Source organism: Terriglobus sp. YAF25 (genome assembly GCF_052113305.1).
Taxonomy (GTDB): domain Bacteria; phylum Acidobacteriota; class Terriglobia; order Terriglobales; family Acidobacteriaceae; genus Terriglobus.
Genome location: NZ_JBFRCY010000139.1, coordinates 1 through 23,852 on the forward strand (window position 1 = coordinate 1; position 23,852 = coordinate 23,852).

The 23,852-nt window shown below is 57.4% G+C and carries 23 protein-coding genes and 2 pseudogenes; 15 read left to right on the forward strand and 10 right to left on the reverse strand.

Translation table 11 applies throughout. From position 1 onward, the window contains the following. Positions 1-1,450 (reverse strand): ABC transporter permease (locus AB4043_RS07770; protein ID WP_442306796.1); only part of this gene is annotated, 1,450 nt, incomplete at its 3' end. A gap of 14 nt (positions 1,451-1,464) precedes the next feature. Beyond that, positions 1,465-1,824 carry a PadR family transcriptional regulator gene (locus tag AB4043_RS07775; RefSeq protein ID WP_442300011.1) on the reverse strand — a complete coding sequence of 120 codons (360 nt, stop codon included), beginning with the start codon at positions 1,822-1,824 and terminating at the stop codon, positions 1,465-1,467. A gap of 151 nt (positions 1,825-1,975) precedes the next feature. Between AB4043_RS07775 and AB4043_RS07780 the strand changes: the two genes are divergently transcribed. From AB4043_RS07780 to AB4043_RS07815, 8 genes are all read left to right on the forward strand, one after another. Then, positions 1,976-2,194, forward strand: a complete 219-nt coding sequence (locus tag AB4043_RS07780) for a hypothetical protein (protein ID WP_442306797.1) — start codon at positions 1,976-1,978, stop codon at positions 2,192-2,194. Positions 2,195-2,606: 412 nt separating this feature from the next. Next, positions 2,607-3,143 (forward strand): hypothetical protein, encoded by a 537-nt coding sequence (locus tag AB4043_RS07785; protein WP_442300009.1) that lies wholly within the window; start codon positions 2,607-2,609, stop codon positions 3,141-3,143. A 1,618-nt stretch (positions 3,144-4,761) separates the two neighbouring features. After that, a complete protein-coding gene (locus AB4043_RS07790) occupies positions 4,762-5,565 on the forward strand; it encodes a hypothetical protein (RefSeq protein ID WP_442306798.1) in 804 nt (267 codons plus the stop codon). 10 nt (positions 5,566-5,575) lie between these two features. After that, positions 5,576-7,627 (forward strand): hypothetical protein, encoded by a 2,052-nt coding sequence (locus tag AB4043_RS07795; RefSeq protein ID WP_442306799.1) that lies wholly within the window; start codon positions 5,576-5,578, stop codon positions 7,625-7,627. Then, the gene (locus AB4043_RS07800) at positions 7,624-9,132 is read left to right on the forward strand and encodes a hypothetical protein (RefSeq protein ID WP_442306800.1); all 1,509 of its coding nucleotides are present in this window, start codon (positions 7,624-7,626) and stop codon (positions 9,130-9,132) included. Before AB4043_RS07795 ends, AB4043_RS07800 begins: the two co-directional genes overlap by 4 nt. A 97-nt stretch (positions 9,133-9,229) precedes the next feature. Then, positions 9,230-9,652 (forward strand): DUF2380 domain-containing protein, encoded by a 423-nt coding sequence (locus AB4043_RS07805; RefSeq protein ID WP_442306801.1) that lies wholly within the window; start codon positions 9,230-9,232, stop codon positions 9,650-9,652. A gap of 104 nt (positions 9,653-9,756) precedes the next feature. Next, positions 9,757-10,038 carry a hypothetical protein gene (locus AB4043_RS07810; protein WP_442306802.1) on the forward strand — a complete coding sequence of 94 codons (282 nt, stop codon included), beginning with the start codon at positions 9,757-9,759 and terminating at the stop codon, positions 10,036-10,038. A 127-nt stretch (positions 10,039-10,165) separates the two neighbouring features. After that, complete coding sequence (locus AB4043_RS07815; RefSeq protein WP_442306803.1) at positions 10,166-10,345, forward strand: hypothetical protein; 180 nt, start codon at positions 10,166-10,168, stop codon at positions 10,343-10,345. Between the two features lie 16 nt (positions 10,346-10,361). Here AB4043_RS07815 and AB4043_RS07820 read toward each other — a convergent pair whose 3' ends face one another. Genes AB4043_RS07820 through ygfZ form a run of 4 tightly spaced genes read right to left on the reverse strand, consistent with a single transcriptional unit; the run spans position 10,362 to position 13,780 of the window. After that, entirely contained in the window at positions 10,362-11,315 is a 954-nt protein-coding gene (locus AB4043_RS07820) for a bifunctional riboflavin kinase/FAD synthetase (RefSeq protein WP_442306804.1), read from the reverse strand. After that, positions 11,312-12,145, reverse strand: a complete 834-nt coding sequence (locus tag AB4043_RS07825) for an MBL fold metallo-hydrolase (RefSeq protein WP_442300004.1) — start codon at positions 12,143-12,145, stop codon at positions 11,312-11,314. The genes AB4043_RS07820 and AB4043_RS07825 overlap by 4 nt, the downstream gene beginning before the upstream one ends. Before the next feature lie 4 nt (positions 12,146-12,149). Further along, on the reverse strand, positions 12,150-12,785 hold the full coding sequence (locus AB4043_RS07830) for a DUF1844 domain-containing protein (protein WP_442300003.1): 636 nt from the start codon (positions 12,783-12,785) through the stop codon (positions 12,150-12,152). A gap of 14 nt (positions 12,786-12,799) precedes the next feature. Then, positions 12,800-13,780, reverse strand: a complete 981-nt coding sequence (ygfZ, locus tag AB4043_RS07835; RefSeq protein WP_442306805.1) for a CAF17-like 4Fe-4S cluster assembly/insertion protein YgfZ — start codon at positions 13,778-13,780, stop codon at positions 12,800-12,802. 56 nt (positions 13,781-13,836) lie between these two features. On the opposite strand from ygfZ, the gene AB4043_RS07840 reads away from it, so the two are divergent. From AB4043_RS07840 to mpl, 7 genes and pseudogenes are all read left to right on the forward strand, one after another. After that, positions 13,837-15,375: a hypothetical protein gene (locus AB4043_RS07840; protein ID WP_442300001.1), complete on the forward strand. Its 1,539-nt coding sequence runs from the start codon at positions 13,837-13,839 to the stop codon at positions 15,373-15,375. Next, a pseudogene (gene mtnP / locus AB4043_RS07845) lies at positions 15,372-16,103 on the forward strand (S-methyl-5'-thioadenosine phosphorylase); the annotation flags it as partial. The gene AB4043_RS07840 and the pseudogene mtnP, both read left to right, overlap by 4 nt. A 15-nt stretch (positions 16,104-16,118) precedes the next feature. Beyond that, positions 16,119-17,009: a PfkB family carbohydrate kinase gene (locus AB4043_RS07850; protein WP_442306808.1), complete on the forward strand. Its 891-nt coding sequence runs from the start codon at positions 16,119-16,121 to the stop codon at positions 17,007-17,009. After that, positions 16,993-18,675 carry an ArnT family glycosyltransferase gene (locus AB4043_RS07855; RefSeq protein WP_442299999.1) on the forward strand — a complete coding sequence of 561 codons (1,683 nt, stop codon included), beginning with the start codon at positions 16,993-16,995 and terminating at the stop codon, positions 18,673-18,675. Before AB4043_RS07850 ends, AB4043_RS07855 begins: the two co-directional genes overlap by 17 nt. 9 nt (positions 18,676-18,684) lie before the next feature. Beyond that, positions 18,685-19,485 carry a diaminopimelate epimerase gene (gene dapF, locus AB4043_RS07860; RefSeq protein ID WP_442299998.1) on the forward strand — a complete coding sequence of 267 codons (801 nt, stop codon included), beginning with the start codon at positions 18,685-18,687 and terminating at the stop codon, positions 19,483-19,485. After that, positions 19,482-20,405 carry a S66 peptidase family protein gene (locus AB4043_RS07865; protein WP_442299997.1) on the forward strand — a complete coding sequence of 308 codons (924 nt, stop codon included), beginning with the start codon at positions 19,482-19,484 and terminating at the stop codon, positions 20,403-20,405. Before dapF ends, AB4043_RS07865 begins: the two co-directional genes overlap by 4 nt. Continuing rightward, positions 20,406-21,893, forward strand: coding sequence for a UDP-N-acetylmuramate:L-alanyl-gamma-D-glutamyl-meso-diaminopimelate ligase (gene mpl, locus AB4043_RS07870; RefSeq protein ID WP_442306806.1), 1,488 nt, complete (start codon positions 20,406-20,408; stop codon positions 21,891-21,893). It begins immediately after the preceding gene. Here mpl and AB4043_RS07875 read toward each other — a convergent pair. The 4 genes and pseudogenes from AB4043_RS07875 to AB4043_RS07890 form a co-directional block, all read right to left on the reverse strand. Then, positions 21,791-22,411: a hypothetical protein gene (locus AB4043_RS07875; protein ID WP_442306807.1), complete on the reverse strand. Its 621-nt coding sequence runs from the start codon at positions 22,409-22,411 to the stop codon at positions 21,791-21,793. The genes mpl and AB4043_RS07875 overlap by 103 nt on opposite strands. A gap of 97 nt (positions 22,412-22,508) precedes the next feature. Continuing rightward, positions 22,509-23,168, reverse strand: coding sequence for a hypothetical protein (locus AB4043_RS07880; RefSeq protein WP_442299994.1), 660 nt, complete (start codon positions 23,166-23,168; stop codon positions 22,509-22,511). 35 nt (positions 23,169-23,203) lie between these two features. Beyond that, positions 23,204-23,623 (reverse strand): hypothetical protein, encoded by a 420-nt coding sequence (locus tag AB4043_RS07885; protein ID WP_442299993.1) that lies wholly within the window; start codon positions 23,621-23,623, stop codon positions 23,204-23,206. Next, a pseudogene (locus tag AB4043_RS07890) lies at positions 23,623-23,852 on the reverse strand (tetratricopeptide repeat protein); the annotation flags it as partial. The pseudogene AB4043_RS07890 and the gene AB4043_RS07885, both read right to left, overlap by 1 nt.

Sequence of the window (23,852 nt, forward strand, 5' to 3'; positions counted from 1 at the left end):
CCACCAGCCCAGCGCCGGACCGCCTCCACCCCATTCCGCTTGCCGAGCGGTCAGCCTCTCGCAGGCCCTCCTGCACGTTTATCCTCCGCATATGCAGCACAGGTAGCGCTGCGAACGGCACGCTTCCGGTTAGCGCTATGGCACCAGGAAAGAGCATGACACGAAGATTCCACTGCATCTCTTCGAGATAGGGCATGGCGGCCAGAGCATGTACCGGTATTTGTGCTTTAAGCGTCCCCAGCAAGGCCCACGTTAGTGCAAGCCCGACTGCCAGGCTGCAGCCGGCCAATACAAGGCCCTCGATCATGAACTGCCGCATCAGCCGTTGCCGCGTGGCCCCCAGTGCTTGACGCATCGCGATCTCTCTCCTGCGGCTCTCCGTTCTCACCAGTAGCAGGCTTGAGACGTTTACGAACCCGATCACGCATAGTAGCGCTGCACCGATAAGCAGAGCCAGCAGGGTAGGCCTTGTATTTCCCAGAATCGTCTGTGTGAGCGGTTGCACCGACGACGTGCGATCACCATTGAACTTAGGAAACTCTCGCGCGATCTCGCTGCTGATTGTGCTCAAGTTCTCCGCCGCAGTCTGCAGGGACACTCCATCTTTCAGGCGCGCCACGCCATAGAAGGGATAGCAAGCGGGGTACTCCTTACACCGCCCGCGCAACGGTAGCCAGAAGTCGGCCCGGCCCACTGGAGCAAAGTGAAACTCCTTCGGTAGCACGCCCACGATGCGGTAAGGGGCTCCATTGATCGACATCGAGCTGCCGACCGCGGCTGCATTTCCCCCGAACCTACGCTGCCATGCTCCATAACTTAGCAGCATGACCCTCTCAGCGGAGAGGTCCTCTTCGCCCGGAAGAAAGTCCCTGCCCAGCGAAGGCTGAACTCCCRGAGTCCGAAAAAATCCATCGCTCACCAGCCCGCTTGGTGCTTCCTCGACGCCCTCAGCGTTCCGCACAGTCACCGGCTCCGGCCTATACACATCTAACGAACTGAAGACTTGATTCCGTCTCTTCCACTCCACGTAGTCGCGATACGAAAGGTGATAGYGGTCTCCCACGGGAATCCGCTCAAACAGCGCCACCAGTCGCCCGGGCGAACGATACGGCAGTGGCTTCACTAGTGCCGCATCCACAAATGCATAGATGGCCGTGCTGGCAAACAGTCCCAGTGCTAGGACCACCACTGCTGTGACAGAGAAGCCAGGATCGCGCCGTAGCTGTCTTACGGCATAACGGACATCTTGCAGGAGATGCTCCAGCCAGACCCAACCCCACACATCGCGGGCTGCCTCAGCAGTCACCAGTGCATTCCCGAACTTCTTGCGCGCCTGCCGTCGGGCTTTTTCAGGAGACATCCCCATCGCGATGTTGTCGAGAGCTTCGAACTCAATATGTTCCTCAAACTCCTGCAGCAGCCTCTCCCTGCGACGACGCCATTTCAACATTGTTTTTCCCCTCGCTACGATTGCTCTTCTACGACAGGTGAAAGGACACGCGCGATCGCGCTCGTAAGGCGCTCCCACTTTGAAGATTCGGCGGATAGCTGCTTCCGTCCCTTCGAGGTCAATCGGTAGAACCTGGCCTTGCGATTGTTCTCCGAAACTCCGTCTTCAGCATCAATCAGTCCGGCCTTGAGCAGCCGTTGCAAGGCTGGATACAACGATCCGTGCCCAACCTGCAGCACCTCATCGGACCTTCTCTCGATGGTGCGCGCAATCGCATGTCCGTGTGCCTTGCCGAAGGCAAGCGTCTGCAGAATCAAGAGGTCCAGTGTCCCCTGCATCAATTCAAGCTGCTCTTTTGTGCTTCTAGTCGACATTCGACCTAAAGCTAAGCGGATACAGGTCGAATGTCAAGGGGAGTGGAACCTCCTTCGGCGAATCCCTCGAAGCGGCCGATTTGAGTGGCGTTTTCTGAAGGCGCCGATTGGTGGTGCGATCAGAGTGTGGTTGTGCAAGGTTGTTGGACGATTGACCAACGAACAGCTGCTTGCAGGTACAGCGTTGGTGGGCGGGATCGCCATGATGCTGGACGGTATTGCCCTGCGCTGGTTCCATGGCCTATACGGTTTCGATGAACAGATGCTGCGTGTAGCCGCCRCTGGTTTGCTGTGGGGCTATGGTGTTGCCTACCTTGTGGCAATTGTTTGGATCAATCTCGCGCGCAAAAAGCAACTTGCGCTTTCCTGAAACAAACGATCGACAGGTGACCTGGAGTTTATTGCGAAATTGCAATCATCACTGCTAAGTGAGAAAGATATGAAATCGTGGTCACGCCTGCGGGATGACAAACAAAAGGCGTACGATTCCTGTTGCTTGCGCAACAGTCTAGAACGTCGCTACTGGGATACTGTCTGGTGTCCAATCATGTTCTAGAAGAGACGATGAACGGGACCTCATCGTCGCAAAGAGGGGGCAAATCCGACCGAGGGATCCGCACAGGCACAACTGATGTTTGAAAGGCAAAATTTATCGCGTTCGGAATGGGAACGTCCCGTCTGTCCCCAGGTTTCCTTCACATCGACTCGGGCTACGTATACAATCCCATTGGTGCGTTCTTCCATTACATGCTGAACATGACGAACGCGGGAGGATACCCCAAATGCTGATCGGGCACCGTCAAATATCCTTCCGCTGCGGATGGCTCAACTTGCTTGTGACCGTCTTGCTGGTCATGCCTGCGATGTCACTTGCTGCTCAAACGCTCGAAATCAAGTTGGTTGACGGTAGGAACGGACGCCCTATGGTTGGGACTTCCGCTTACGTGAATGTCTGGGTGGGAAAGGAGCGCAAGGAAGCGATCGCAATACCTACGGATGACAACGGCGTTGCCCGACTACAGCTCACGCTGAGTTCAAACGAGGAAAACATCCCCATCTCGACGGGCCACGGTACTATCGTTGAAAAGCATCCCGTTGTGAAATACGACGAATCCTTCCGAATCAATGCTCCTTACGTGTTGTGTGGGCCAGAAGGAAGCCGCTCTTGGCTTGACCTTAAGAACTTCATCACGAAAGAAGTTCTTGAGCACGGATATGTTTCGCGCAATACGTGCGGTAAGGTCACAGCCACGCCACAGCCCGGACAAGTAGTCCTGTTCGTCAGGCCGCTCACGTTCATGGAGAAGATGAAACAGTAGGCGTTCTCGGAATCATAGCCAGCGGGCCGTCCTTCGGGGCGGCCTTGCTGCGTCTGGGGCTTCGAAATGGGAGTTGTAAGCGTTTGAGCTGTAGGCAAATCCGCGCACGCGAAGCTCGTAGACCAATTCTGGCAAACCTGGGGACAGACGGGACGTAAACAGATAAGTTGAGGTGTGGGACAACCTTGGGGAGTGTTGCAAGTTCAGAGACGCATCAGGTTACACAAGGTAGTAGTGCGAGACGGTACCTCGTCGTCGCAAAGATGGCGTAAATCCAACTGCGAGCTCCACACAGGCACAACTGACGTTTGAAGCGCAGATTCTCGCGTCGGAATAGGAACGTCCCGTCTGTCCCCAGGTTTCCCCCAGGTTTCCGTCCCCAGGTTTCCCACCTAGCCTCATATTCGCGACGTTGTTTGTGTGACTGATGTTAGGGAACGCTTCACGCGTGGCCGATGAGGCCGTCCAGAACTAAAGAAATCGATCAGAGCAGCCGATTGGGTGGTAAGAAAGGGAGAATCGCACACTATGCTATCTTCAATTTCATCATCCACGCCAAACCCCTCGACGCCACAGACAGCCGCACCTCTCTCTTCAACTCACTCGGCGGATGAGACAAGCCCAGCAGAAAATACAGGCAAGTCCATTCCATCAACCTCTCGTGCGAGCGGCTCCGCAAACAGCACGGCGGTTTCGGTAAACATTAGCTCTGCGGCAAAACAAGCACTACAGGAGTCCACTGAGACGCCAGCACAGACCGCACAAGAAGCTGGCCGAGGCGACGTGCAGGCGAGCCATCTACTGGCAAAGGAGCAATTGGCGAAACAGGCTACTCAAAATAATAAGTGATGACGTGCCTGCAATCGCCGATCCAGGAAACCGATGGGGCCGGATGTTGAAGGTCAATAAGCTCACACAAGAGACGGTGCCATCGGCAGGAATTGTCTGGAAGTTTTGAGGACCCGATAAACAGCCCTTCCCATCGCAAGAGACAGGCGACGGCTTCCACGTTGGTGCTTGTCTTCCGTTCCTCATTTCATCCCAATCGGATGGGACCAAGAGGTTGAAACCAAGAGGTTGAAACCTGGGAAACCTTGGGAAACCTGGGGACAGACGGGACGTAAAYMGATAAGYYGAKGTATGGGACGATTTGCGCGARTGGTKGCAGTTGGGGAGCCGCATCACGTTACACAGCTTGGCAATGCGAGACGGTACATTCTAGAAGACAATACCGACCGAGCGGTGTATTTGAAGTTGTTGCTTGCGCAACAGCCTAGAACGTCGCTACTGGCATACTGTGTGATGTCCAATCATGTTCTAGAAGAGACGATGAACAGGACCTCATCGCCGCAAAGAGGGGGCAAATCCGACCGAGAGGTCCGCGCAGGCACAACTGATGTTTGAAGCGCAGATTTTCTCGAGTCGGAATGGGAACGTTCCGTCTGTCCCCAGGTTTCCGTCCCCAGGTTTCCCCACCCAGGTTTCCCAGTGTCTAGCAAAGGGCATATTGACGCATTTGGGAATTACGTCTACTTTACGAAGAGTCTCCAAAAAACAAAGTTCGATCAATACCTGCTGTTCTCTTCCCAGGTCCCTGTTCTCTGAAAGGGACTGTACGATGTCTTTCTGCTTTGGTAGGTCAAAACCCTCGCTGATCGCTAGGGCTGCAGTAATTTGTGCATTATTGTCGTGGCTGGCTATAAATGCTTATTCTCAGTCCCGCCCGGCTCCTACACCGATTCCCGTCGCCACAGACAAGCTTGGACAGCTTGATCCCGCTGCTCTATCTGAGGTGCTTGCACATCTGAAAGTTGTGGGTGCCGCTCCCTGGAATGGAATGCAGGGATCAGGGCTGATCACCTACAGCAGTGACCAGAATTCCTATTCAGCGACCTTAACCATTATTGGCAGCAAAAGGTTTCGTCTCGATGTACAGACGCCAATTGGAGCTTTCAGCAGCCGGATCAATAACCGTTTAGGCAGTATTCAGCAGCCTGATGGAAAGATGTTCCCGCTTGCTCCTGAGATCGCAGCATCAGGAATCGTGCAGTTCGAGCTTCCGCGTCTTGCTGACCTTCAGGCCAGATCCTCGGTCCTCGATCATGGCGTGACGGTCATCGACRGTATGAGTCTTCACCGGGTGACAATCGAACAGCCGCTTACCCCTCGGAAGAATATTGCAACTGATCTCTACTTCGACCCCCAAACACATCTCCTGGTCAAGACCGCGAACGCCATCCGGCCCAATGGAGCGCAAAGCGAACTCCTGCGTGTCATTACATACGGAGACTACCGGCCAGTGGATGGCGTAATGATTCCGTTCCTGTATACGCAGTCTCTCGATGGTCAGAAACAGTGGACGATTCAACTTTCCGAAGTCCAGCTCAATCCCAATATTCAATCGAACTACTTCGAGTTCTAAGGACGCCACGATGAGAACCGCTCGCTTGTTTCTCTGTATCTACTTGTGCCTGGTTGCCGGTTATTCCTTTGCTCAGGACTACATCTATGCGACGGGCAATCCGGCGTTTGCCGTCAACATTCCTGTCGAGAATGGATTCATCAACATCACGAACGGGAATTTGCATATGGAATTTCCGCTCGCTACGCACAAACAGCGTGGTGCGCTTCAGCTTGATGAGCGGCTTGTCTACGACAGCCGGATTTGGAGAATACTCCCTCCCACTTCCGTCAATGGCATCAACCTGAATTACGGATTCTACCCAAGCAATATACCGAATGCTCCAGATCTTCAGGGAGGATGGAGGTTCGTCACAGGAGCCGAAACTGGCACTCTGGTGTATACCCTGGCCTATCCGTCGACCTCCTATGCTTGCGCCGGGGGGATGGGTGGCGCTCAAACCACCACTGTCTACAATGTCTCGTGGAGCGATCCTTCAGGGACTGTGCGAGATTTTGGCTCCGCTAGAGCAATTATTCAGGATGACTGCGCCGGCACGTATATGGATACGATCGGCCCCAATTACGCATCAGATGCCAGCGGTTACCTACTGAAGGCGGATGCAAATGGAAATCCTCTCATCCTGGATAACAATGGCAACCAGGTTTATCCCCAGGTAATCGATCGATTCGGCAACTATTGGTCCAGCGACGCCAACGGAAATCTCATCGATGATGTGGGAAGAACTCCCGTTATCGTAACTAAAAACGGAAGCGTTACTTATTACGACGTTCTTGCGCCAAATGGGCCGATCAGCAACAACGGCACACGAGTTCGCTACACGGTCACTACATCACCTGTTGACATCTTCACGCGGTTCGATCAACCTGCGGTTTCGGGGTGGGCGGGGACTTTTTATCCTGTGCAGAGCATTCAATTGCCCGATGGAAGCTCGTATTCCTTTACATATGACTCCTATGGAGAGATGAAATCGGTCACTTTGCCTACCGGTGGTGTCATCCAATACGGCTGGACCAATTTTCAGGATTCATACAACAACATGAATCGCTGGCTAACGAGCAGGACAGTTGGTTCCGACCCGGCGACGACATTCACTCCATCGGTCATCACGCAATGTGCGAGCAATGGAACGGGCTGTCAAGAAAAAGTGGTCGTCCACAAGCCGAGCGGTGACGAGACGGCTTACGAAATGACGCTAAACAATGGCGCCTGGAATACAAAGGTGTCAGTCTACACCGGCAGCGCGAGCGGTACCCCTATAGTCACAACTGCAAACGCATATTCCTTTCAGTGTTCCGGATGTGGTTCGAACTACATCACAAAATCGTCATCTGTCACAACACTTGACAATGGGCTACAAAGCCAACAGCAGTATGTATTTGACTCGCCGTGGCTCGGGAAGACAACCGCAGTTAAAGGATGGGATTTTTACGCTGGTAGTGCTCCTTCCACGCCAACTACGGAAACCCACTATGTGTATTCTGGCTTTGATTTGACGCAGGAGATAAGCTGCAATCCAGGCGAGTGGCCGGGCGGCTGGATAACCGCTACGATTTATGGATACACCAACACAGCTTCGCAAACGACAGGGATTCCGCAGCACGGTTCCAGTAATGCCGGCGGCCCATATCTCAGTTCTGTCGCAAGATGGCTCAACACCACTAACGGAACACTCACCACGAGCTATAGCTTCGACGATACGGGAACTCTCCTGTCTTCGACTGATCCGAATGGCACGACTACGTATGGGCATGATTCGACAAACACGTATACCACAAGTGTGACCGCCCCTACGCTATCGAGCGGGATTGTCCTTTCTACCGGTGCGGGATATGACGTGAGTACCGGTGCGTTGACCAGCACGACGGATGCAAACTCGCAGCCGACCACCTACAGCAACTTCGACGCATTCGGGCGAGCAAAGGAGATCGACTACCCGATCACTGGCGCCAAATCAACATTCACCTTTGCTGTCAATCAGACCAGTTCAGTACAGGCCGTACCTCGACGATCAGCACGCCAGATGGCACCACCAGCTATCAATACACTGGACGTGCAGTGATGGTAACCGATGTCAGCGGCGTGAAGAAAATAACCCAGACTGACGCCTTGGGAAGAGTCGCAGCAGTCTGCGAGGTTTCGAGCACCGTATACCAGGGAGAAAGTGGTGCCCCACCGGACTGTGGTCTGGACATCCCCGGTTCGGGATATCTCACGACCYATACCTATGATCTTGCGAATCGCAAGACCACGATCACGCAGGGAGTGCAGCAGCGCATCTTCCAAACTGACTCGCTGGGCCGGACCATCTATACCAAGGAGCCGGAGCGCGGCGAGACGACGTACAGCTATACCTACAACTCGACGGGTCTGCAAGTGACTCGGACTCGGCCCCGTGCTAATCAGACCAGTGCCAGCACCAGGACCAACACGGTGACCCAATACGACAAGGTGGGTCGTGCGCTTTCGGTTAGTTATGATGATGGGACTCCCACGAAGACCYTTATTTATGACGTCAGCATGAACTGGGCTAATACGACCCAAACAAACCTGAAAGGACGGCTTTCGCTCACCTCCGTCCCCGTATTAGGCAACGTGGCAGAGTCAAATTTCAGTTATGACGCCATGGGAAGAGTCACTGGCCTGTCGGAGTGCACTCCATCGGGATGCAACTGGTCACCAAGTTATAAGCATATGACGTTTGGTTACGATTGGGCCGGAAACCTCACCTCATGGGGCGACGGTGCGACTGGCACGATTGCTTATAGCCATTCTCCTGCGGGCGAGGTCACATCGATCACCAATCAGACTTATAATGACGCGAACAATCCTTCCAACCTGGTATCGAACGTTCAGAACGGTCCATTCGGGCCGATTCTGTACGACCTCGGTAACGGAGACACGATTCAACGCTGGTACGACTCCATGGGGCGGCTCACAATGCAGGTCGGCTGCAATACACCGAGCAGGACCAACTGCTACAGCAGCCAGTTCTACGGAACCTGGTTCGCGAAGACGGGCTCGCGGGTGACGACTACATGCGAGACAGGCCGCTGCTTCAACTATGGATATGACGAGCTGAACCGGCTCACCTTGGCTACTGCCACCACCGGCTCGTCGCAAACCTACCAGTACAGCTATGACCGGTATGGCAACCGCTGGCCTGCGGTCTCATCGCCATCGGGAAACAATCTGAGCTACTCCTTCAACAGCTCCACCAACCAGATTCAGGGACTAACCGGCGCTTCTTACGATGCGGCTGGGAACCTACGCAACGATGGGCTCCATATCTATACTTACGACGCGGAAGGCAACATCACGCAGGTAGACAGCGGTGCGACCGCGCAGTATACCTACGATGCGTTGAACCACCGGGTGCGAACGCAGACCAGTAGCGCCACCTACGAATGGACCTACGACTACGCTGGTCGGCGTATCACTGGCTGGTACCAGCGGGGCGGGAGGGTGCCTGGGAGCCGCGGTGACTCTCGGGGGCAACGTCGGAGCGGATGCGAGTTGTGCTTTTGGTTTCTTAATCCATTGGTTAGCCGGTGGCCCGAAATTTAAGGGAAGTCTCCAACCTCGACCAAGCAATGGGAATTGGGATGAGCAAGGAGCGTATCACCACGGTCCATACTCCAGTATTGCTTCCATGATTGGAGATGTGGGCGGTTTGAGCACGCCTGGATGCGAGTTCGGGGCTTGCGGAAGCGGTTTTGCAGGACCGGACGATATAGAACTACACCATATATTTCCGCAACAGTTCGCAAACTGGTTCAGAGGTCATGAAATAGATATTGGCAAATATTTACTTCCGCTAGCAAAGGCGTCGCACCGGCTCCGCTCCGGTAACGGCGTTCATACGAAAGCAGGGGGAGACTGGAATGGGACTTGGGAAAGATGGATTGAAGAGAATCCAACTGCAACCCCTCAAGAAATCTTGCAACAAGGGACACAAATGCTTCGTAATTTCGGTATTGGAGGTGGGCGAGTGTTGTCAGATTTCATCATTATTGTGAATCCCTGCTATAACCACCCTTTTGCTTCTTATTGCAATAATGGAGGAGGCGGTGGTGGTCAGATTTAAACAGTAGTTCAAAATGAAAAATGCCTTGAGAGGCGTCATCAGATCTATCTGCGAGATGATGGGAACAAACTAACGGAGATTCTTGAGGATGATTGCATAGTTGTATGCTGAATTCCGCTATTCGCGAACTTGCGGCATCTAGTAGCTCAGCTCGTATTGCTGCGGGCCTTTTTAAAGAAACCGTCCAGATTTGGGATCTGAACTCCCGAGAGATAATATGCGAGTTTCCCACTGTCTTTTGTTCTGGTGCCGGCAATCTTTCAATTTCCCCGTTCGGGGAAATTTTGGTGACCGGCTTATCTAAGAGTCTCGGCAAAGTGGCCGCTTATGACATTCCAAGTGGCGGAAAACTCTGGGAACAGAGGGTGCTGTTTCAGTCGCTCTAGTGGAGAACTTCGATGGATTTTTGAACCGGGTGCGGGCAGTCAAATTTCACGACTTCACTACAGTCGAAAGAGGAATGCTTTTTTCGGTGTTTTGTGGAAGTTTGAAAAGAAGACGAGCAGAACTCTTTTGAAGTTCGATCCGGAAACTGGAGCGCACGAAGACGTCTGTGAATTCGATGCTTGGGAAGTCCTTTTTATGGAAACGATGAATCAGCTTGTGACATCAGCAGGTGAAATTTGGGATTTATCGAACGGTGCTCTTCTCGGTCGGCTCGGCTTCCCACTGAAAGAATATCCAGACTGCTAATGGGAGTTCGGGCTTGCTACTGCATCAACCGTCGATAGCCGCGCAGAAAGCGCTGTGCCCGACCGATGTCTTTGCCGATCTGTGCTTTCAGGGCTTCGGGAGACTCCCACTTCATCTCAGGCCGGAGGTGCTTCAGGAAGGTAAGCCGCAATGGTGTCTCTTCGGTCATGTCCACGGGAAGGAAGTTGAAGAGATGTGTCTCGACGGCATAACTGTCCGGGCCAAAGGTTGGCCGGTTGCCGGCGTTGGTCACGCCTTCGAAGATAGGACCTTCTTCGCCGATCTGCAGCGTGGTGACATATACGCCGTTGGCGGGAAGCAACTCGCTGTACGGCGCCAGGTTGATGGTGGGTACGRCATACTTCGTGCCGTATCCACGGCCCCTGGCAGGCGTGCTGCAGATGCTGTAAGGCCTTCCCAGAAGGACACGCGCAGTGGAGAGGTTTCCTGCAAGGATGAGCTGGCGAATGCGGCTTGAAGAAATAATGCCGCCGCGCAGAGGCACCGGTTCGTAGATCCTTGCCGAGAAGTCGAGTTCGTTGCCTAGCTCCGCCAGTCGCATCACATCGGCCTGTGCCTGGTAGCCGAACCGAAAGTTGCTGCCGACATGTACTTCGGTAGCACGCAGGCAGTTGCAGATGACTGTTGAGATAAAAGTCTCGGCAGAGGTCTGCGCCAGCTCCTGCGTAAACGGCAGAACGAGCGTTGCATCCAGGCCTGTGGCGGCGAGCAGCCGCAGTTTCTCTTCGATCGGCGAGATCATCCTCGTCGGCGAGTCGGGCCGCAGAATGCGCACCGGATGAGGATCGAAGGTGACTGCAATCGACTTCGTGCCGGATTCCCGGGCACGCGCAATAATCTCCGAGATCACCCAGCGGTGGCCGCGATGGACTCCGTCAAAGTTGCCGATGCTGATGATCGAAGGTCCGAAGTTCGCCGGAACCTCGGCAATGGAGCGGAAGATCTTCATTCCTTGCCCCCCGCAATCCTGCCCTCTGCGGTTCTGTCTTCGGCAATCTCGAAATCGAGGCACATGCCGTCGTGGGACATACGGATGTGTGGCGGCAGTTCGGCGTTGATGGCGTCGTGGTCCAGGTCGTGCGAGATATGGGTGAAGAACGCCCGCCGCGGCTTGATGCGTTCCACCAGTGCGATGGAGTTCTCAAGGTTCGAGTGCGAGGGGTGCGGCGCACGGCGCAGGGCATCCACGATCAGGACGTCGAGGTCCTCAAGCAACGGAAAGCTTTCGTCAGGCAGGGAAGAGAGGTCTGTCAGGTAGGCAGCCTTTCCAAAACGCCAGCCCGTGATGACCTGTCTGCCATGCTGCACCGGGATACGTTGGAAAACCGCTCCGAAGAGTTCGACCGTGGTGCCGGGATCGGTGCTGATGCGGTGCATCTCCACACGCGCAGAGGTCATGTAGCGATCCTGAGTGCGGAAGGTGTACTCGAAGATGCGTTCGATAACGCTTGCTGTCTCATCGTCGGCGTAGAGCGGAATGGGATTGGCAAACGACAGCGGACGCAGGTCATCCATGCCGAGAACGTGGTCGGCATGGCCATGGGTGTAAAGCACGGCGTCGACCTGGGTGACCTTCTCGCGTATCGCCTGGAAGTGAAAGTCCTGGCCGGTATCGATCAGCACTGTCCGGCCGTTATAGTCCAGGCGAACGGAAGCACGGGTGCGACGGTTGTGCGGCCGTGTGCCATCCATTGCGGAGGTGCACACGGCGCAGCCGCAACCAAGCGTCGGCACACCCATAGAGGTGCCAGTGCCGAGAAATGTAAGGGTCGCCTCCATGCCACTAGCGAACGATGCGCGGACCTCCGCCCGGCGGTGGAGGTAGCGGAGACTCAGGCTGCCGAGAAGCCTGACGGGCCAAAGCCTGCGTAATCTCCAGGAAGGCCATACGTACTTCGAAGAGAGCGTTTTCGAGCATCCGTGATTCGGCCTCGGTCAGGTTGCCTTTGCTCTTCTCCTGCAGCACGTTCAGCATGTCGATCGACTGGCGTGCGCCCAGAATGTCGACCCGCGCCTGCTCGCCTTCGGGTGTTCCGCCGCCGAGCTGCATGATCGCGGTCATATAGATGGACTGCACCAGGCGGTCGAAGTTCACGGGCGGCGGCTGTTCCATGCCCGGGTTTGCGGCGCGGATAGCCGTATCCAGACGCTCGGCGGTCGCCTCATAGGCTGCCTTCGAGCGTTCTGCCTGCTCTTCCGTAAGCTTCGGCAGCTCCTGCTCGTCGGCTTCTGCGGCCTCCGCGGCCTCAGGTTCCGCAGCCGGCTCAGATTGGGGAGGCTCCGGCATTGCCGTGACAGCAGCCTTCGAGGCCCCCTCCTGCTCTTCTTCGTGAGGACGTTCAGACTCAGGCCGCAGCTCTCCTTCTGTGGTGAACTTGCGGCGATCGTTGACAACAAACGGGGTAACTTTATCTGCCATAAATAAAATGCCTTCTATTTGATGCGGAAGGGAAGCGGTGACGACGTCAGAGCGCCCCCTTCGTAGGTAAGCGCCTGACCGCGTTCCACGGCCTCGCGGCGAATAAATCCAAGAGCGATATTCAGATCGGAGTCTACGCTGGTCAGCTCGCCAACCGAGGCGCCGTCGGCCAGAATAGCCGTTCCGGCAGCGGGGACAGAGCCGCTGAAACGGAAACCGGCAAAGGTGCGATGCACATTGCCACGGGAGCGGATGCGCTCCACGATCTCCTGTCCCAGGTASCAGCCTTTGGTGAAGTGCAGGGCGCGAGCCTGTCCGGTCTCCTGCGGCAGCTCCTTCTCCCGCAGATCGCGGCCAATGGCCGGAACGCCTTCCAGAATCCGGAGAGACTCGATGGCGTTGTCATCCGCTTGGGGAAGAGTATTGAGAGCCTCTGTAAGCTGTGCGACATTCGCCGCCCACAGCTCGAAGCGCGGCGTGAGTGGGCTGTACCGAGCGACAACCCAGACGATTGAGCCTCGCCATTCGAAGGCGCGGGTAGAGACAGGCGCAATTCCGGCCACGTCCAAGCCGATTGCGGCCAGGGCCTCTGCGGCTTTGGGGCCGGCAATGCCCAGCCCCTGGTGTTTTTCGGAGACGTCTTCCAGCTCCACATCATCCATGATGATGAAGTGGTCGAGAGCCGCCATGAGCGCCGGAATGCGCTCGCGGGCGGTCTCCAGCAGAATCTGATCTTCCAGCAGAAATGCTGTGGCGTCGTGCTGGATACGCCCCTGGGCCGAGAGCAGGAAGTTGTAGCAGCCTTCTCCGGCCTTCAGATCGCGAATGTTGTTCGTCAACATGCCATTCAGCCAGCGAACTCGGTCTTCGCCGCGAACCGCGATCCGCCCTTCTGCGTCCAAGGGATAGATAGCCGCCATGGACAGGAGTGCTTTCAGGGCGAGATGATGGTCCACTGAAAGCGCCGGAGCTTCGTTGTGTGCAAGTGTGCTCATAAAACGGCGTCTATCCTAAGTATACGTTTCGTTGGATGATGGGAGACTCCCGTTTGATGCGCCACCCGTACCGCGCTGTTTTTGCTGTTACCGTTTCACTTCTGCCGCTGGCTGCGTTTGCCCAGACCCAGACGCCCGGACCTCCTCCGGGTACCTCCGATGCCGGGAAAAAACCGGAAATCCACATCACCCCCAAAGAGGCTGAGGAGCTCTTTAAGAGCGTGGACGAGATCCAGGGGTTTGCCGCCAAAGACTCCGGCCTGCGTTCCAGCCGCCCGGTGAAGAAGGTACTCATCACCCGCGATGCGGTGACGAAATACCTAAAGCAGAAGTTCGACGAGGACGAGGGCGCCAAGCGCATGGAGCGTAGCGAGATCGTCCTGAAGAAGTTCGGTCTGCTCGACCGTGACTTCGATCTCAAGCCCTTTCTGCTGAGCCTTCTGACCGAGCAGATCGCGGGTTACTACGACAACAAGACCAAGACCATCAACCTGTTGGACTGGGTAGATGCCGAGACCCAGAAGCCGGTGATGGCGCATGAGCTGACGCACGCGCTGCAGGACCAGCACGTCGACCTCACCAAGTGGGGCGACCAGGGACTGAAGGACATCGCGAAGAACGCGCAGCAGGACAACGCTCACATCAAGAACGATGAGGTCGACACGACGCGCGAGGCTGTTCTTGAGGGGCAGGCGATGGTTGTCTTTGTCGACTACTCCATGAAGGACACGGGCCGCACGCTGGCGGATGTTCCCGAGGAGCTGATGGGGCGCATGAAGGATATGCTCAGCGGGACGGAGAGCTCGCCGGTGCTGGCGCGCGCTCCCCTCATCCTGCAGCAGAGCCTGCTCTTTCCGTATGCAAATGGCCTGACCTTCGAGCAGTCCATCCTGCGCCGCTCCGGCGTTCAGAAGGCCTTCACCGGCGTTCTCGACGATCCACCGGTGAACACGTCGCAGATCATGCATCCAGAGACCTACGTGACAAAGGCTCCGCAGCCGCTCATCCATCTGGCGGATATCCATCCGCTGGTCGAGAAGGACTACACCCCCTACGATGTCGGCGTGCTTGGGGAGTTCGATGTCCATATGCTTGCCGAACTCTTCGCAGGACCGCAGATGGCCGATGCTCTGGCTCCGGCCTGGGCCGGAGGCGTCTACTACGCCGGGCTCAAGAAGAATGCCCCGGCAACGACCGGCAATCTGGGCCTGCTCTACTACTCGCGCTGGAAGAATACTGACTCGGCGGAGAGCTTCCAGAAGCTCTATACCGCGCAACTGGCGCGCAAGTACTCAGGTCTGCAGCGTCGCAAGGATGACGAGAAAGAGGGCGAGGAGGTCTACTCGACCAGCGAGGGGGATGTCCTGGTCTCGACCATGGGCTCCGGCATCTTTACCAGCGAAGGATTTCCGTTAGATCTGGCCCGTAAGCTGCGGGATCAGATCACCTCCAACCAGGGCGAGGGCCCCGAAAGGCTGGCGTTGCAGCCGCTCTCGGCTCCTCTGGTCACAGGGTTCGCCCGCCTGGGGGCGATGAAGGCAGGAATCCACGCTGCTGAACGATATACTCAGAGTTTGGCCCCAACAGGAGAATGAACGCGTTGCAGCAGGCAGAGATCGGCATCATCGGCGGCAGTGGACTGTACTCCATGCCCGGCTTTACCAACATCCGCGAAGAGAAGATCACCACGCCCTTCGGCGATCCAAGCGATCCGCTGGTGCTGGGGGAACTCGAAGGCAGAAAGGTCGCCTTCCTGGCCCGCCACGGGAAAGGACACCGCATTCTGCCGACGGAGCTGAACTTCCGCGCCAATATTTATGCGATGAAGCAGCTTGGCGTGGAGCGCATCCTTTCCGTCTCCGCGGTTGGCTCGCTCAAGGAAGAGCATAAGCCGACGGATTTCGTGATTCCTGACCAGTTCATCGACCGCACCTTTGCCCGGACGTCTACCTTCTTCGGTGACGGCATCGTTGGTCACGTCGCCTTCGGCGACCCCGTCTGTGCCACGATCACGAAGGCCTTTGAGTCGGCCTGCAAGGAAGTGGGTGTGGTGGGCAAGCACGGCGGAACCTACGTCTGCATGGAAGGGCCGCAGTTCTCCACCCGCGCGGAGTCCAACCTGTATCGCTCGTGGGGAGCGGATGTGATCGGTATGACTAACCTGCAGGAAGCGAAGCTCGCCCGCGAGGCGGAGATCTGCTATTCCACGCTGGCGATGGTCACCGATTACGACTGCTGGTTTGAAGGACATGATGATGTCACCGTCGATCAGATCATTGCGGTGATGCATACGAATTCGGCGAATGCGGCCAAGGTGGTTAAGGCGGCGGTTGCGGCCATGCCGACCGGCGAACGTACCTGTGCCTGCTCCTCGGCGCTGAAGTCTCTAGCCGCCAGCTTCTTTACGCCGGTCCGGGTCGTTGGTGTCGTCGGCGAGGACTTTCTTCCCGAGCACGAAGCTGTGCTCACCTCCAAAGGCATCGATGTCGCCGGTATTGAGCACGCCGCGGGTAAGAGCTTCCACTGGACCGGCTCCTACGTCGAGAACCTGAACGAGGCGAAGACGCTGGCGACCGACCTGAATGTCTTCGGCACCTTTGCTCCCAAGATCCCTGACAGCTATCTCAACAGCGAGTATCTCTTCCTGGCGAACATCGATCCGGTATTGCAGTTGCAGGTGCGTAAGCAGTTGCCCAAGGTGAAGATGGTTGCCGGCGATACCATGAACTACTGGATCGCCGATCATCGCGCCAACCTGGAAAAGGTCCTGAAGGAGCTCGACGTCCTGCTCATCAACGATGGCGAGGCACGTATGCTGGCGGGCGAGCCGAACCTGCTGCGGGCCGCACGCGAGGTGATGGAGATGGGGCCGAAGGCCCTGGTGGTGAAGCACGGAGAGTATGGYGCCACCGCCTTTTTCTGTGATCGCAGCTTTGTGGACACGACGCACATCACGCTGCCGTTCCGCGCTCCTGCCATGCCACTGGATGAGGTTGTGGATCCGACCGGCGCCGGCGACTCATTCGCCGGCGGCTTCTACGGCTACATCGCATCGCAGCCGAAGCTCACGCCCGCAGTCTTCCGCAAGGCGATGTTCTACGGCGGCGTGATGGGGTCGTTTGCCGTCGAGCGTTTCGGGACCGAGCGTCTGCAGCACACGACGAAGGACGAGGTGGAGGAACGCTTCCGTCTCTTCCAGGAGATCTCACACCTTGAGCTTGAGGCGTAAGTACAACGAACAGCCGCGTCAGGGGAATCGTGACGCTATCCCCAATGATGAGGGGACCATTGCCGCGCGCATGGCCATCAAGCCGGCGAAGCGTGAGGAGATGTTTCCCATTGCGCTTGCGTCAATGATCCTGGCCTTTCTGGCAGTACTCATCTCGGCTTCGCGCGGATACCTTCTGCTCTACGGCGACGCAGTGGCTCATCTCGCCATCGCGCGTCGCATCATCGATTCGGTGAATCCGGGGCTGCCGCAGATTGGCAGCGTCTGGCTGCCGCTGCCGCATCTGCTGCTGGTGCCGTTCGTCTCCAAGATAGAGTGGTGGCAGACAGGCACAGGTGGGACCTGGCCTTCCTTTGCTTTCTACATTCTTGGCAATGTCGGCTTTTATCGTCTTGCCCGCCGCATGCTGCCAGGTCATTGGGCCTTTGGCGCGACGCTGTTTTATGCATTGAACCCGAACCTTCTCTACCTGGCAACCACTGCCATGACAGAGCCGCTGTTCCTCGCGATCTTCGTCTGGTCGACCGTTGTTGTGATGGAGTGCATCGACGCTATTCGCGACGAGCAGATCCGTGTGGTCAAGGCCAGGCTCATTGCCGCCGGCATCCTGTCTGTACTCTCGGTCTACACACGCTACGACGGCTGGATCCTTGCCGCGTGCGTCTGGCTGATGCTGACTATCTCGCTGGTGAAGAACAAGCGTGTCTTCGAGCGGGTGCGTGTCGCCTTCATCATTCTCACCGTGCTGACCGTGTTGGCTCCCATCGGCTGGATGGCGCACAACTGGCGCTACACCGGAGATCCGCTGGACTTCATGCGTGGACCGTACTCGGCCGCTGCCATCGAGCGCAAGACAGCTCCTCCGGGGCAGCACTATCGCGGCTGGCATAACCCCGCCTGGGCACTGCTCTTCTATACACGGACCGCGCAGGTGGATGCCGCTGCCTGGGAGACGGGCTTCCTGTTGATGGCGGCTGCAATTGCCGGCACCTGGATGCTGTGGAAGCGTGGGCTGGCGCGCGCGTCGGTCCTTCTGTGGATGCCGCTGCCCTTCTATATCTATTCGGTCTCATTCGGATCGGTGCCGATCTTCATTCCGCAGCTTTATCCGCACTCGTACTACAACGCGCGTTACGGCATGGAGCTGCTTCCGGCGTTGGTCGTCTTTGCCTTTGTCGTAGTTGCATGGTTCGAGAACCGTCTCATCCGTACCCGGCCCGTGCAGGCGGTTTTCCTGCAGCCCGCGGTGATGGTGCTTGCGATCGCGAACTGCGTGGCCATGACATGGTTTACGCCGCTGGTATTGAAGGAAGGCATTGTTAACTCGCGCACACGCGTTCCGTTTGAGACCTCCATTGCCCGCGAGCTTCTGGCTATGCCGCAGGGGCTGCCGGTGATGATGTACACCTCAGACCATGTTGGAGCCATTCAGCAGACCGGAATTCCGTTGAAGCAGTTCATCTCCGAGTCGGACTACGACAGCTTCCATCGGGCTCTTGCTGAGCCGGCGAAGTATGCTGCCTATGTGGTTGCTATCGACAAGGATCCGGTCTCGGATGCAGTCAAAAAGAACTCCAGCAACCTGAAAGAGCTGACTGTGCTTTGTACGACAGGGCAGCCCTGCGCCCGGATCTACGAGTCACAGATCTATCAGCCGAAGAAGTAGAGAGAAACAATGATTCCTTTTGTAAAAGCACACGCCTGTGGCAATGATTTCCTCGTGGTGGAAGAGACGCTGGCTCACGGTAAACATGCAGAGATCGCCCGCAAGCTCTGCGCCCGCAACACCAGCGTCGGCGCCGACGGTGTTGAGTTCCTTGAACGCCGCGACGATGGCAGCTACTTCCTTCGCCTCTTCAATGCCGACGGCTCCGAAGCAGAGCTCTCGGGCAATGGCACCCGCTGTGTGGCTGCGTGGCTGGCCTATAGCGAGGGCCTGAAGCAGGTAACGCTCGGGACGCACGGTGGACCGCGCGCGTGCACGACCGTCTCCTGCGAAGATACGGGCTTTCTGATCGAGACCGGCATGGGAGTGCCTCAGGTGAATCCGCAGACAGTCCAGATCGAGGGCGTCGGCGCCGTGGAAGGAGCCAACGTCAACGTTGGGAATCCGCACTTCGTCATCTTTGTGGACACCGATGACTTCTCCTCGCATGGGCTTGCCTGGCAGGCGCTAGGCGAAAAGATCTGCTTCCATCCTGATTTTCCGAAGCAGACCAACGTCGAATTTGTCCGTGTGCTGTCGCCGGGGCATATCGCCTTCCGCATCTTTGAGCGCGGCGTTGGCCCAACGGCGTCTTCCGGCACAGGCACATGCGCCTCGTCGACCGCAGCGATTGCGTTGCGCGATTGCAGCACGACACTTGAGGCTACGGCTGAGGGCGGAACCCAGCGCGTGGTCTGGCCTACGCCGGCAGAAGAGATGCGTTTGACCGGGCCTGCTGAGATTATCTGTGTTGGAAAGGTCACCCTGTGAGCCCCAAGCCGAAGGCGCTGCGCAAGGGCGCTCGATTGGCGGTTGTGTCACCGGCGAGCACACCTCAGCGTGCGCTGGTAGAGAAGGGCGCAGTTGCTTTGCGCGAGCTGGGCTATGAGCCGGTGCTGTATCCGCATGTCTTCGGCGGAGGTCCGCTCTACTACGCTGGTACCGCCGCAGAACGAGTCAACGATCTGCATGCAGCCTTTGCGGATAAGACCATCGATGGCATCATTGCAGCGCGCGGTGGGTGGGGAACAGCGGAGTTGCTGCCCCTGCTCGATACCGAGCTGATTCGAGCCAATCCAAAGGTCTTCATCGGCTACAGCGATCACACCTCGCTACACACCTACTTCCAGACGCACTGCAACCTGAACACCTTCTATGCCCCGATGGTAGCCGCAGACTTTGCCCGCGAGAATGGTGTGGATTGGCCGAGCTGGTACTCGGTCTTCGAAGGTGCATCGGAATGGAGCCTGACTTCTGCGGACGGCCTGCGCGTGCTGCGCCCAGGCAAAGCGACCGGAGTTCTGCGCGGCGGTTGCATCTCGATCCTTGCGCAATCACTGGGGACGCCCTGGGCGGCGGAGACTGACAACAGCATTCTCTTTCTGGAAGACATCGGCACCAAGCCTTACCAGTGGGATCGTATTCTGCTACATCTGCGTTGGGCAGGCAGGCTGGATACGGTGCAGGGCATTGTCTTCGGAGACATGAAGCAGTGCGTTATTCCGGAAGATATGCAACTGCTTGAAGATGCTATCCAACACTCGCTGCGTGACTTCGCCGGGCCGGTGGCGATAGGGTTGCGCTCGGGCCATGTCTCGGAGCCGAATATCAGTCTGCCGCTGGGCGTGTCGTGCATGCTCGACTGCTCCAACGAGTCGCAACTCAACTTTCTGGAAAGCGCTGTCGTCTAGATGCAGGGACTCAAACACATCCATCTCATCGGCATCTGCGGCACGGCGATGGCTTCGCTGGCCGRCATGCTGCAGGCACAGGGACACAAGGTCACGGGCTCAGACGCGGCAGCGTACCCACCGATGTCGGATCTTCTGGCGTCGCTGGGTATTCCGATCTCTGAGCCCTATGCCGAGAAGAACCTGCAGCCTGCACCTGATCTTGTGGTTGTCGGCAATGCGATCTCGCGCGGCAATGTCGAGCTGGAGTATGTGCTGGAGCATCGCCTGCCGTTCCTCTCGATGGCAACGTTGATCCACGATGAGTTTCTTCGCGGCCGCGACTCGCTTGTCGTTGCCGGAACCCATGGCAAGACGACCACCACCAGCATGCTTGCCTGGATCTTTGAGGTAGCCTCGCGCCGCAGGCCGGAGCTCTCGCCGAGCTTCCTGATCGGTGGTGTTGCAGAAAACTTCGGCACCAGCTTTCGCGTTCGCGGCACCAAGCCTTTCATCCTCGAAGGCGACGAGTACGATACTGCTTTCTTCGATAAGGGACCGAAGTTCCTGCATTACTTCCCGCAGGCGGCGATCCTGACGCATGTCGAGTTCGATCACGCCGATATCTACGCGGATCTTGCCAGCGTGAAGACAGCGTTCAAGCGGTTCGTGAACCTTGTGCCGCGCAATGGCGTCGTCGTCGCCTTTGACGGCAGCGCGAACGTCACCGAATGCGTCGCCCGCGCCTTCTGCCGCGTAGAGCGCTATGGACTGGCGGAGAACTCCCACTGGCGAGTGACCAACCTTCGCCATGAAGACGAAGGTTCGCGCTGGTCGCTGCTTCGCGGYGGCGAACCCTTTGCCGAACTCTACCTGCCGATGGCGGGCGAACACAATGCCCTCAACGCAACTGCTGCCGCGGCCCTGGCTGCGACGCAGGGAATTGATTCTGCCAGCATTGTCGAGGCTCTTGCCAGCTTCCGTTCCGTGAAGCGCCGCCTCGAGGTGATTGCCGAAACCCACGGTGTCACCATCATTGATGACTTCGCGCATCATCCGACTGCTATCCGCGAGACGCTACGTGCTTTGCGCGCAAAGTATCCATCGCGGCGTCTGATCGCTGTACTGGAGCCACGCTCGAATACGCTGCGCCGGAATGTCTTTGAGAAAGAGCTGATCGAGTCGCTGGCGGTGGCTGACGCCATCATCCTGGCCGCTGTCTTCAAGAGCGAGAGCATTCCAGCCGAAGAACGGCTGCACCCGGAGAGTGTCGTCGCTGGTTTGAAATCTGCTGGTAAGCCCGCGGAGCTGCTACCGGATGTGGATGCGATCGTCGCGAAGCTTGTGAAGGAGATGCAGCCGGGCGACGTCGTCGCTATTCTGTCCAACGGTGGCTTCGGTGGTATCTACGAGAAGCTGCCTGCGGCCAGCCGCTTCAATGCGCTCAGCAGCACCTCTGCATCTTCCTGGTGCGAGACTGCGGCAACCTGCACGATGGCCGGTCCTTGAAGCTGCGTTGTTGGCAGGGAGACTGGCTGTACCGTGGGTACCTGCGGCTGTGCGACGGTGGCAGCAAGGCGCGGAGCGGGTGCCGGCGCTGGTACGGGCTCCTGCGTGGGGGTGGATGTCTTTACCGGCTGAGATGGCTTCGGCGTGGTATCAGCATTCGCGGCGGTGACGGCAGGCGGCGCCTGAGCCGTGGTATTACCGGCAGCGCCGTAATACTGCTGCGTGCCGGTATTTGCGTTGGCGTCAGCCGCCTGCTTTGCCGAGAGATAACCGGGGACCGGCTGAATCGCGACCGCTCCGGGCGCGGGCTTGAAATTACTGAAGTTGCTGCCGGATTCACTCTGTTCGGCGGGGGTGGCAATCGCCGAGCGGCGGCCGGCGGTATAGCCGAAGCCGAAGAACAAGGCACAGATCAAGGCAGCAGCAAAGAAAATGCCCAGCACCGAGCCGGTGCTGAGATGAATTTCGCGATCTTTCCGCGCGGGTTGCAGATCCAGGTCGTCGACCAAAGTGCTCATAACAGGGGATGGTATCCACCGGGCCACGGCGTCAGCCATAGCCTACAAACGCGATGATAGGCCAACTATGGCGCGGTGGATATCCCCCTAAAGTTACCTAGAAGTGTACGTAGAACCCGAAAGCAGGCTCGATGGTCGTGTTCTGCTTCTCGAGTTGCAGGTAGTTCGCTCCGAAGTCAGGCGCCTTATGAAAGGCCTGGCGGAACTGAACACGAATGCCAATGTTCGGTGTAAAGACCGGCATCTCGCCGCCGAATCCATAGTAGTAGGTGAGGCGCCACTGCGGCTGTAGACCAACACCGCCAAAGCGGGTCGGCTTGTAGTCGGTTGAGCCGGCTCCGGCTGAGGCGAATGTCTTAATCCCGGCAATCTCCGGCCCATGATAGACATACCCGCCAGTGAACTCGTTCGGTGTTGCCTGAACCGTTAAAATGCCAGAAGGGGTGGCTCCCAAGTAGGTCTGGGTTGAGCGGCTGTAGTTCCAGTTGAACTCAAATCCGACCGGGGGTTTTATGGTGTATCGAAGCTGCACCAAAGCGCCAAAGGTCGTGCTCACGCTCTGATCGACCTTCTGGTTCAGATAGTTGGTTCCATTGACACTGGAGTGGCTGACGTACGCGCCCTGAAGGGCGAAGTCCATGCGGTCAATGTGCTTCGCCAGCCGCTTGGTGGTGGACGTCTGCGCGTATGCAGAAGTGGAGACGACGGAGGCGAGACCTAAACCTGCGAGCAGAAACGCGCGGCACAACTTCGACATGAACAGCGGTGACTCCTTACCGAAAAACGATGCTTCTAGTGTACCGTGAGGCGCTTGGCGCGGCGCGCTCGTAGTGCAACTGTTGCCAGATAGCTGGTGGTGACGCCCAGAATCCCGCTCAGCAGAACTCCGGCGACCGGGTTCGGCTGCACCGAGCTGTCGTAAAACCGTGCGATCCCAGCTGCCATGCCGCCAACGCCTATCACCGTAGCCAGCCAGCGGACAGGAATCCACGCTTGCAGGACACATAGGCCAAAACCTGCCGAGAGAAGTCCAGCCGAAGCCGGACGTACGGGAGGCGTGAGCAGGGCAGGCAGAGGGGCCAGCACCAGCAGAAGACCGACGCAGCCGGGAACTATGGTGCCCGGACGATTGGCCTCTGCGTAGATCAGCAGCACGCCCATGAAGATCGCAACGAAGAGAACCGTCGGATGAGAAACGAGCGCGAGCGACATTACTGCACCGGTTGTCCGCGACTGGCGATGGTCTGTTTCAGCGCGATGGCGGCGGCGTTGCTGGGCTCAATGCGCATGGCATTGCTGACGTCGTTTGCTGCCTGGGGAAGCTGTCCGGCCCCCAGTTCGAGTCTGGCCAGAACCAGGTAGGCTGCGGCGTTGGGCTTCAGCTTGAGAGAGGCCTCAGCCTCGCTCCGGGCTTCCGCGGTGTTGCCGCTGCGCTCGCGTA

What these genes read in the sequence shown, in the direction of transcription:
- AB4043_RS07875 (WP_442306807.1), bottom strand. Translation starts at nt 22,411, where the DNA reads ATGAGCACTTTGGTCGACGACCTGGATCTGCAACCCGCGCGGAAAGAT.
- AB4043_RS07880 (WP_442299994.1), bottom strand. Translation starts at nt 23,168, where the DNA reads ATGTCGAAGTTGTGCCGCGCGTTTCTGCTCGCAGGTTTAGGTCTCGCC.
- AB4043_RS07885 (WP_442299993.1), bottom strand. Translation starts at nt 23,623, where the DNA reads ATGTCGCTCGCGCTCGTTTCTCATCCGACGGTTCTCTTCGTTGCGATC.
- AB4043_RS07840 (WP_442300001.1), top strand. Translation starts at nt 13,837, where the DNA reads ATGCGCCACCCGTACCGCGCTGTTTTTGCTGTTACCGTTTCACTTCTG.
- AB4043_RS07810 (WP_442306802.1), top strand. Translation starts at nt 9,757, where the DNA reads ATGCTGAATTCCGCTATTCGCGAACTTGCGGCATCTAGTAGCTCAGCT.
- AB4043_RS07795 (WP_442306799.1), top strand. Translation starts at nt 5,576, where the DNA reads ATGAGAACCGCTCGCTTGTTTCTCTGTATCTACTTGTGCCTGGTTGCC.
- AB4043_RS07825 (WP_442300004.1), bottom strand. Translation starts at nt 12,145, where the DNA reads ATGGAGGCGACCCTTACATTTCTCGGCACTGGCACCTCTATGGGTGTG.
- AB4043_RS07775 (WP_442300011.1), bottom strand. Translation starts at nt 1,824, where the DNA reads ATGTCGACTAGAAGCACAAAAGAGCAGCTTGAATTGATGCAGGGGACA.
- AB4043_RS07785 (WP_442300009.1), top strand. Translation starts at nt 2,607, where the DNA reads ATGCTGATCGGGCACCGTCAAATATCCTTCCGCTGCGGATGGCTCAAC.
- dapF (WP_442299998.1), top strand. Translation starts at nt 18,685, where the DNA reads ATGATTCCTTTTGTAAAAGCACACGCCTGTGGCAATGATTTCCTCGTG.
- AB4043_RS07830 (WP_442300003.1), bottom strand. Translation starts at nt 12,785, where the DNA reads ATGGCAGATAAAGTTACCCCGTTTGTTGTCAACGATCGCCGCAAGTTC.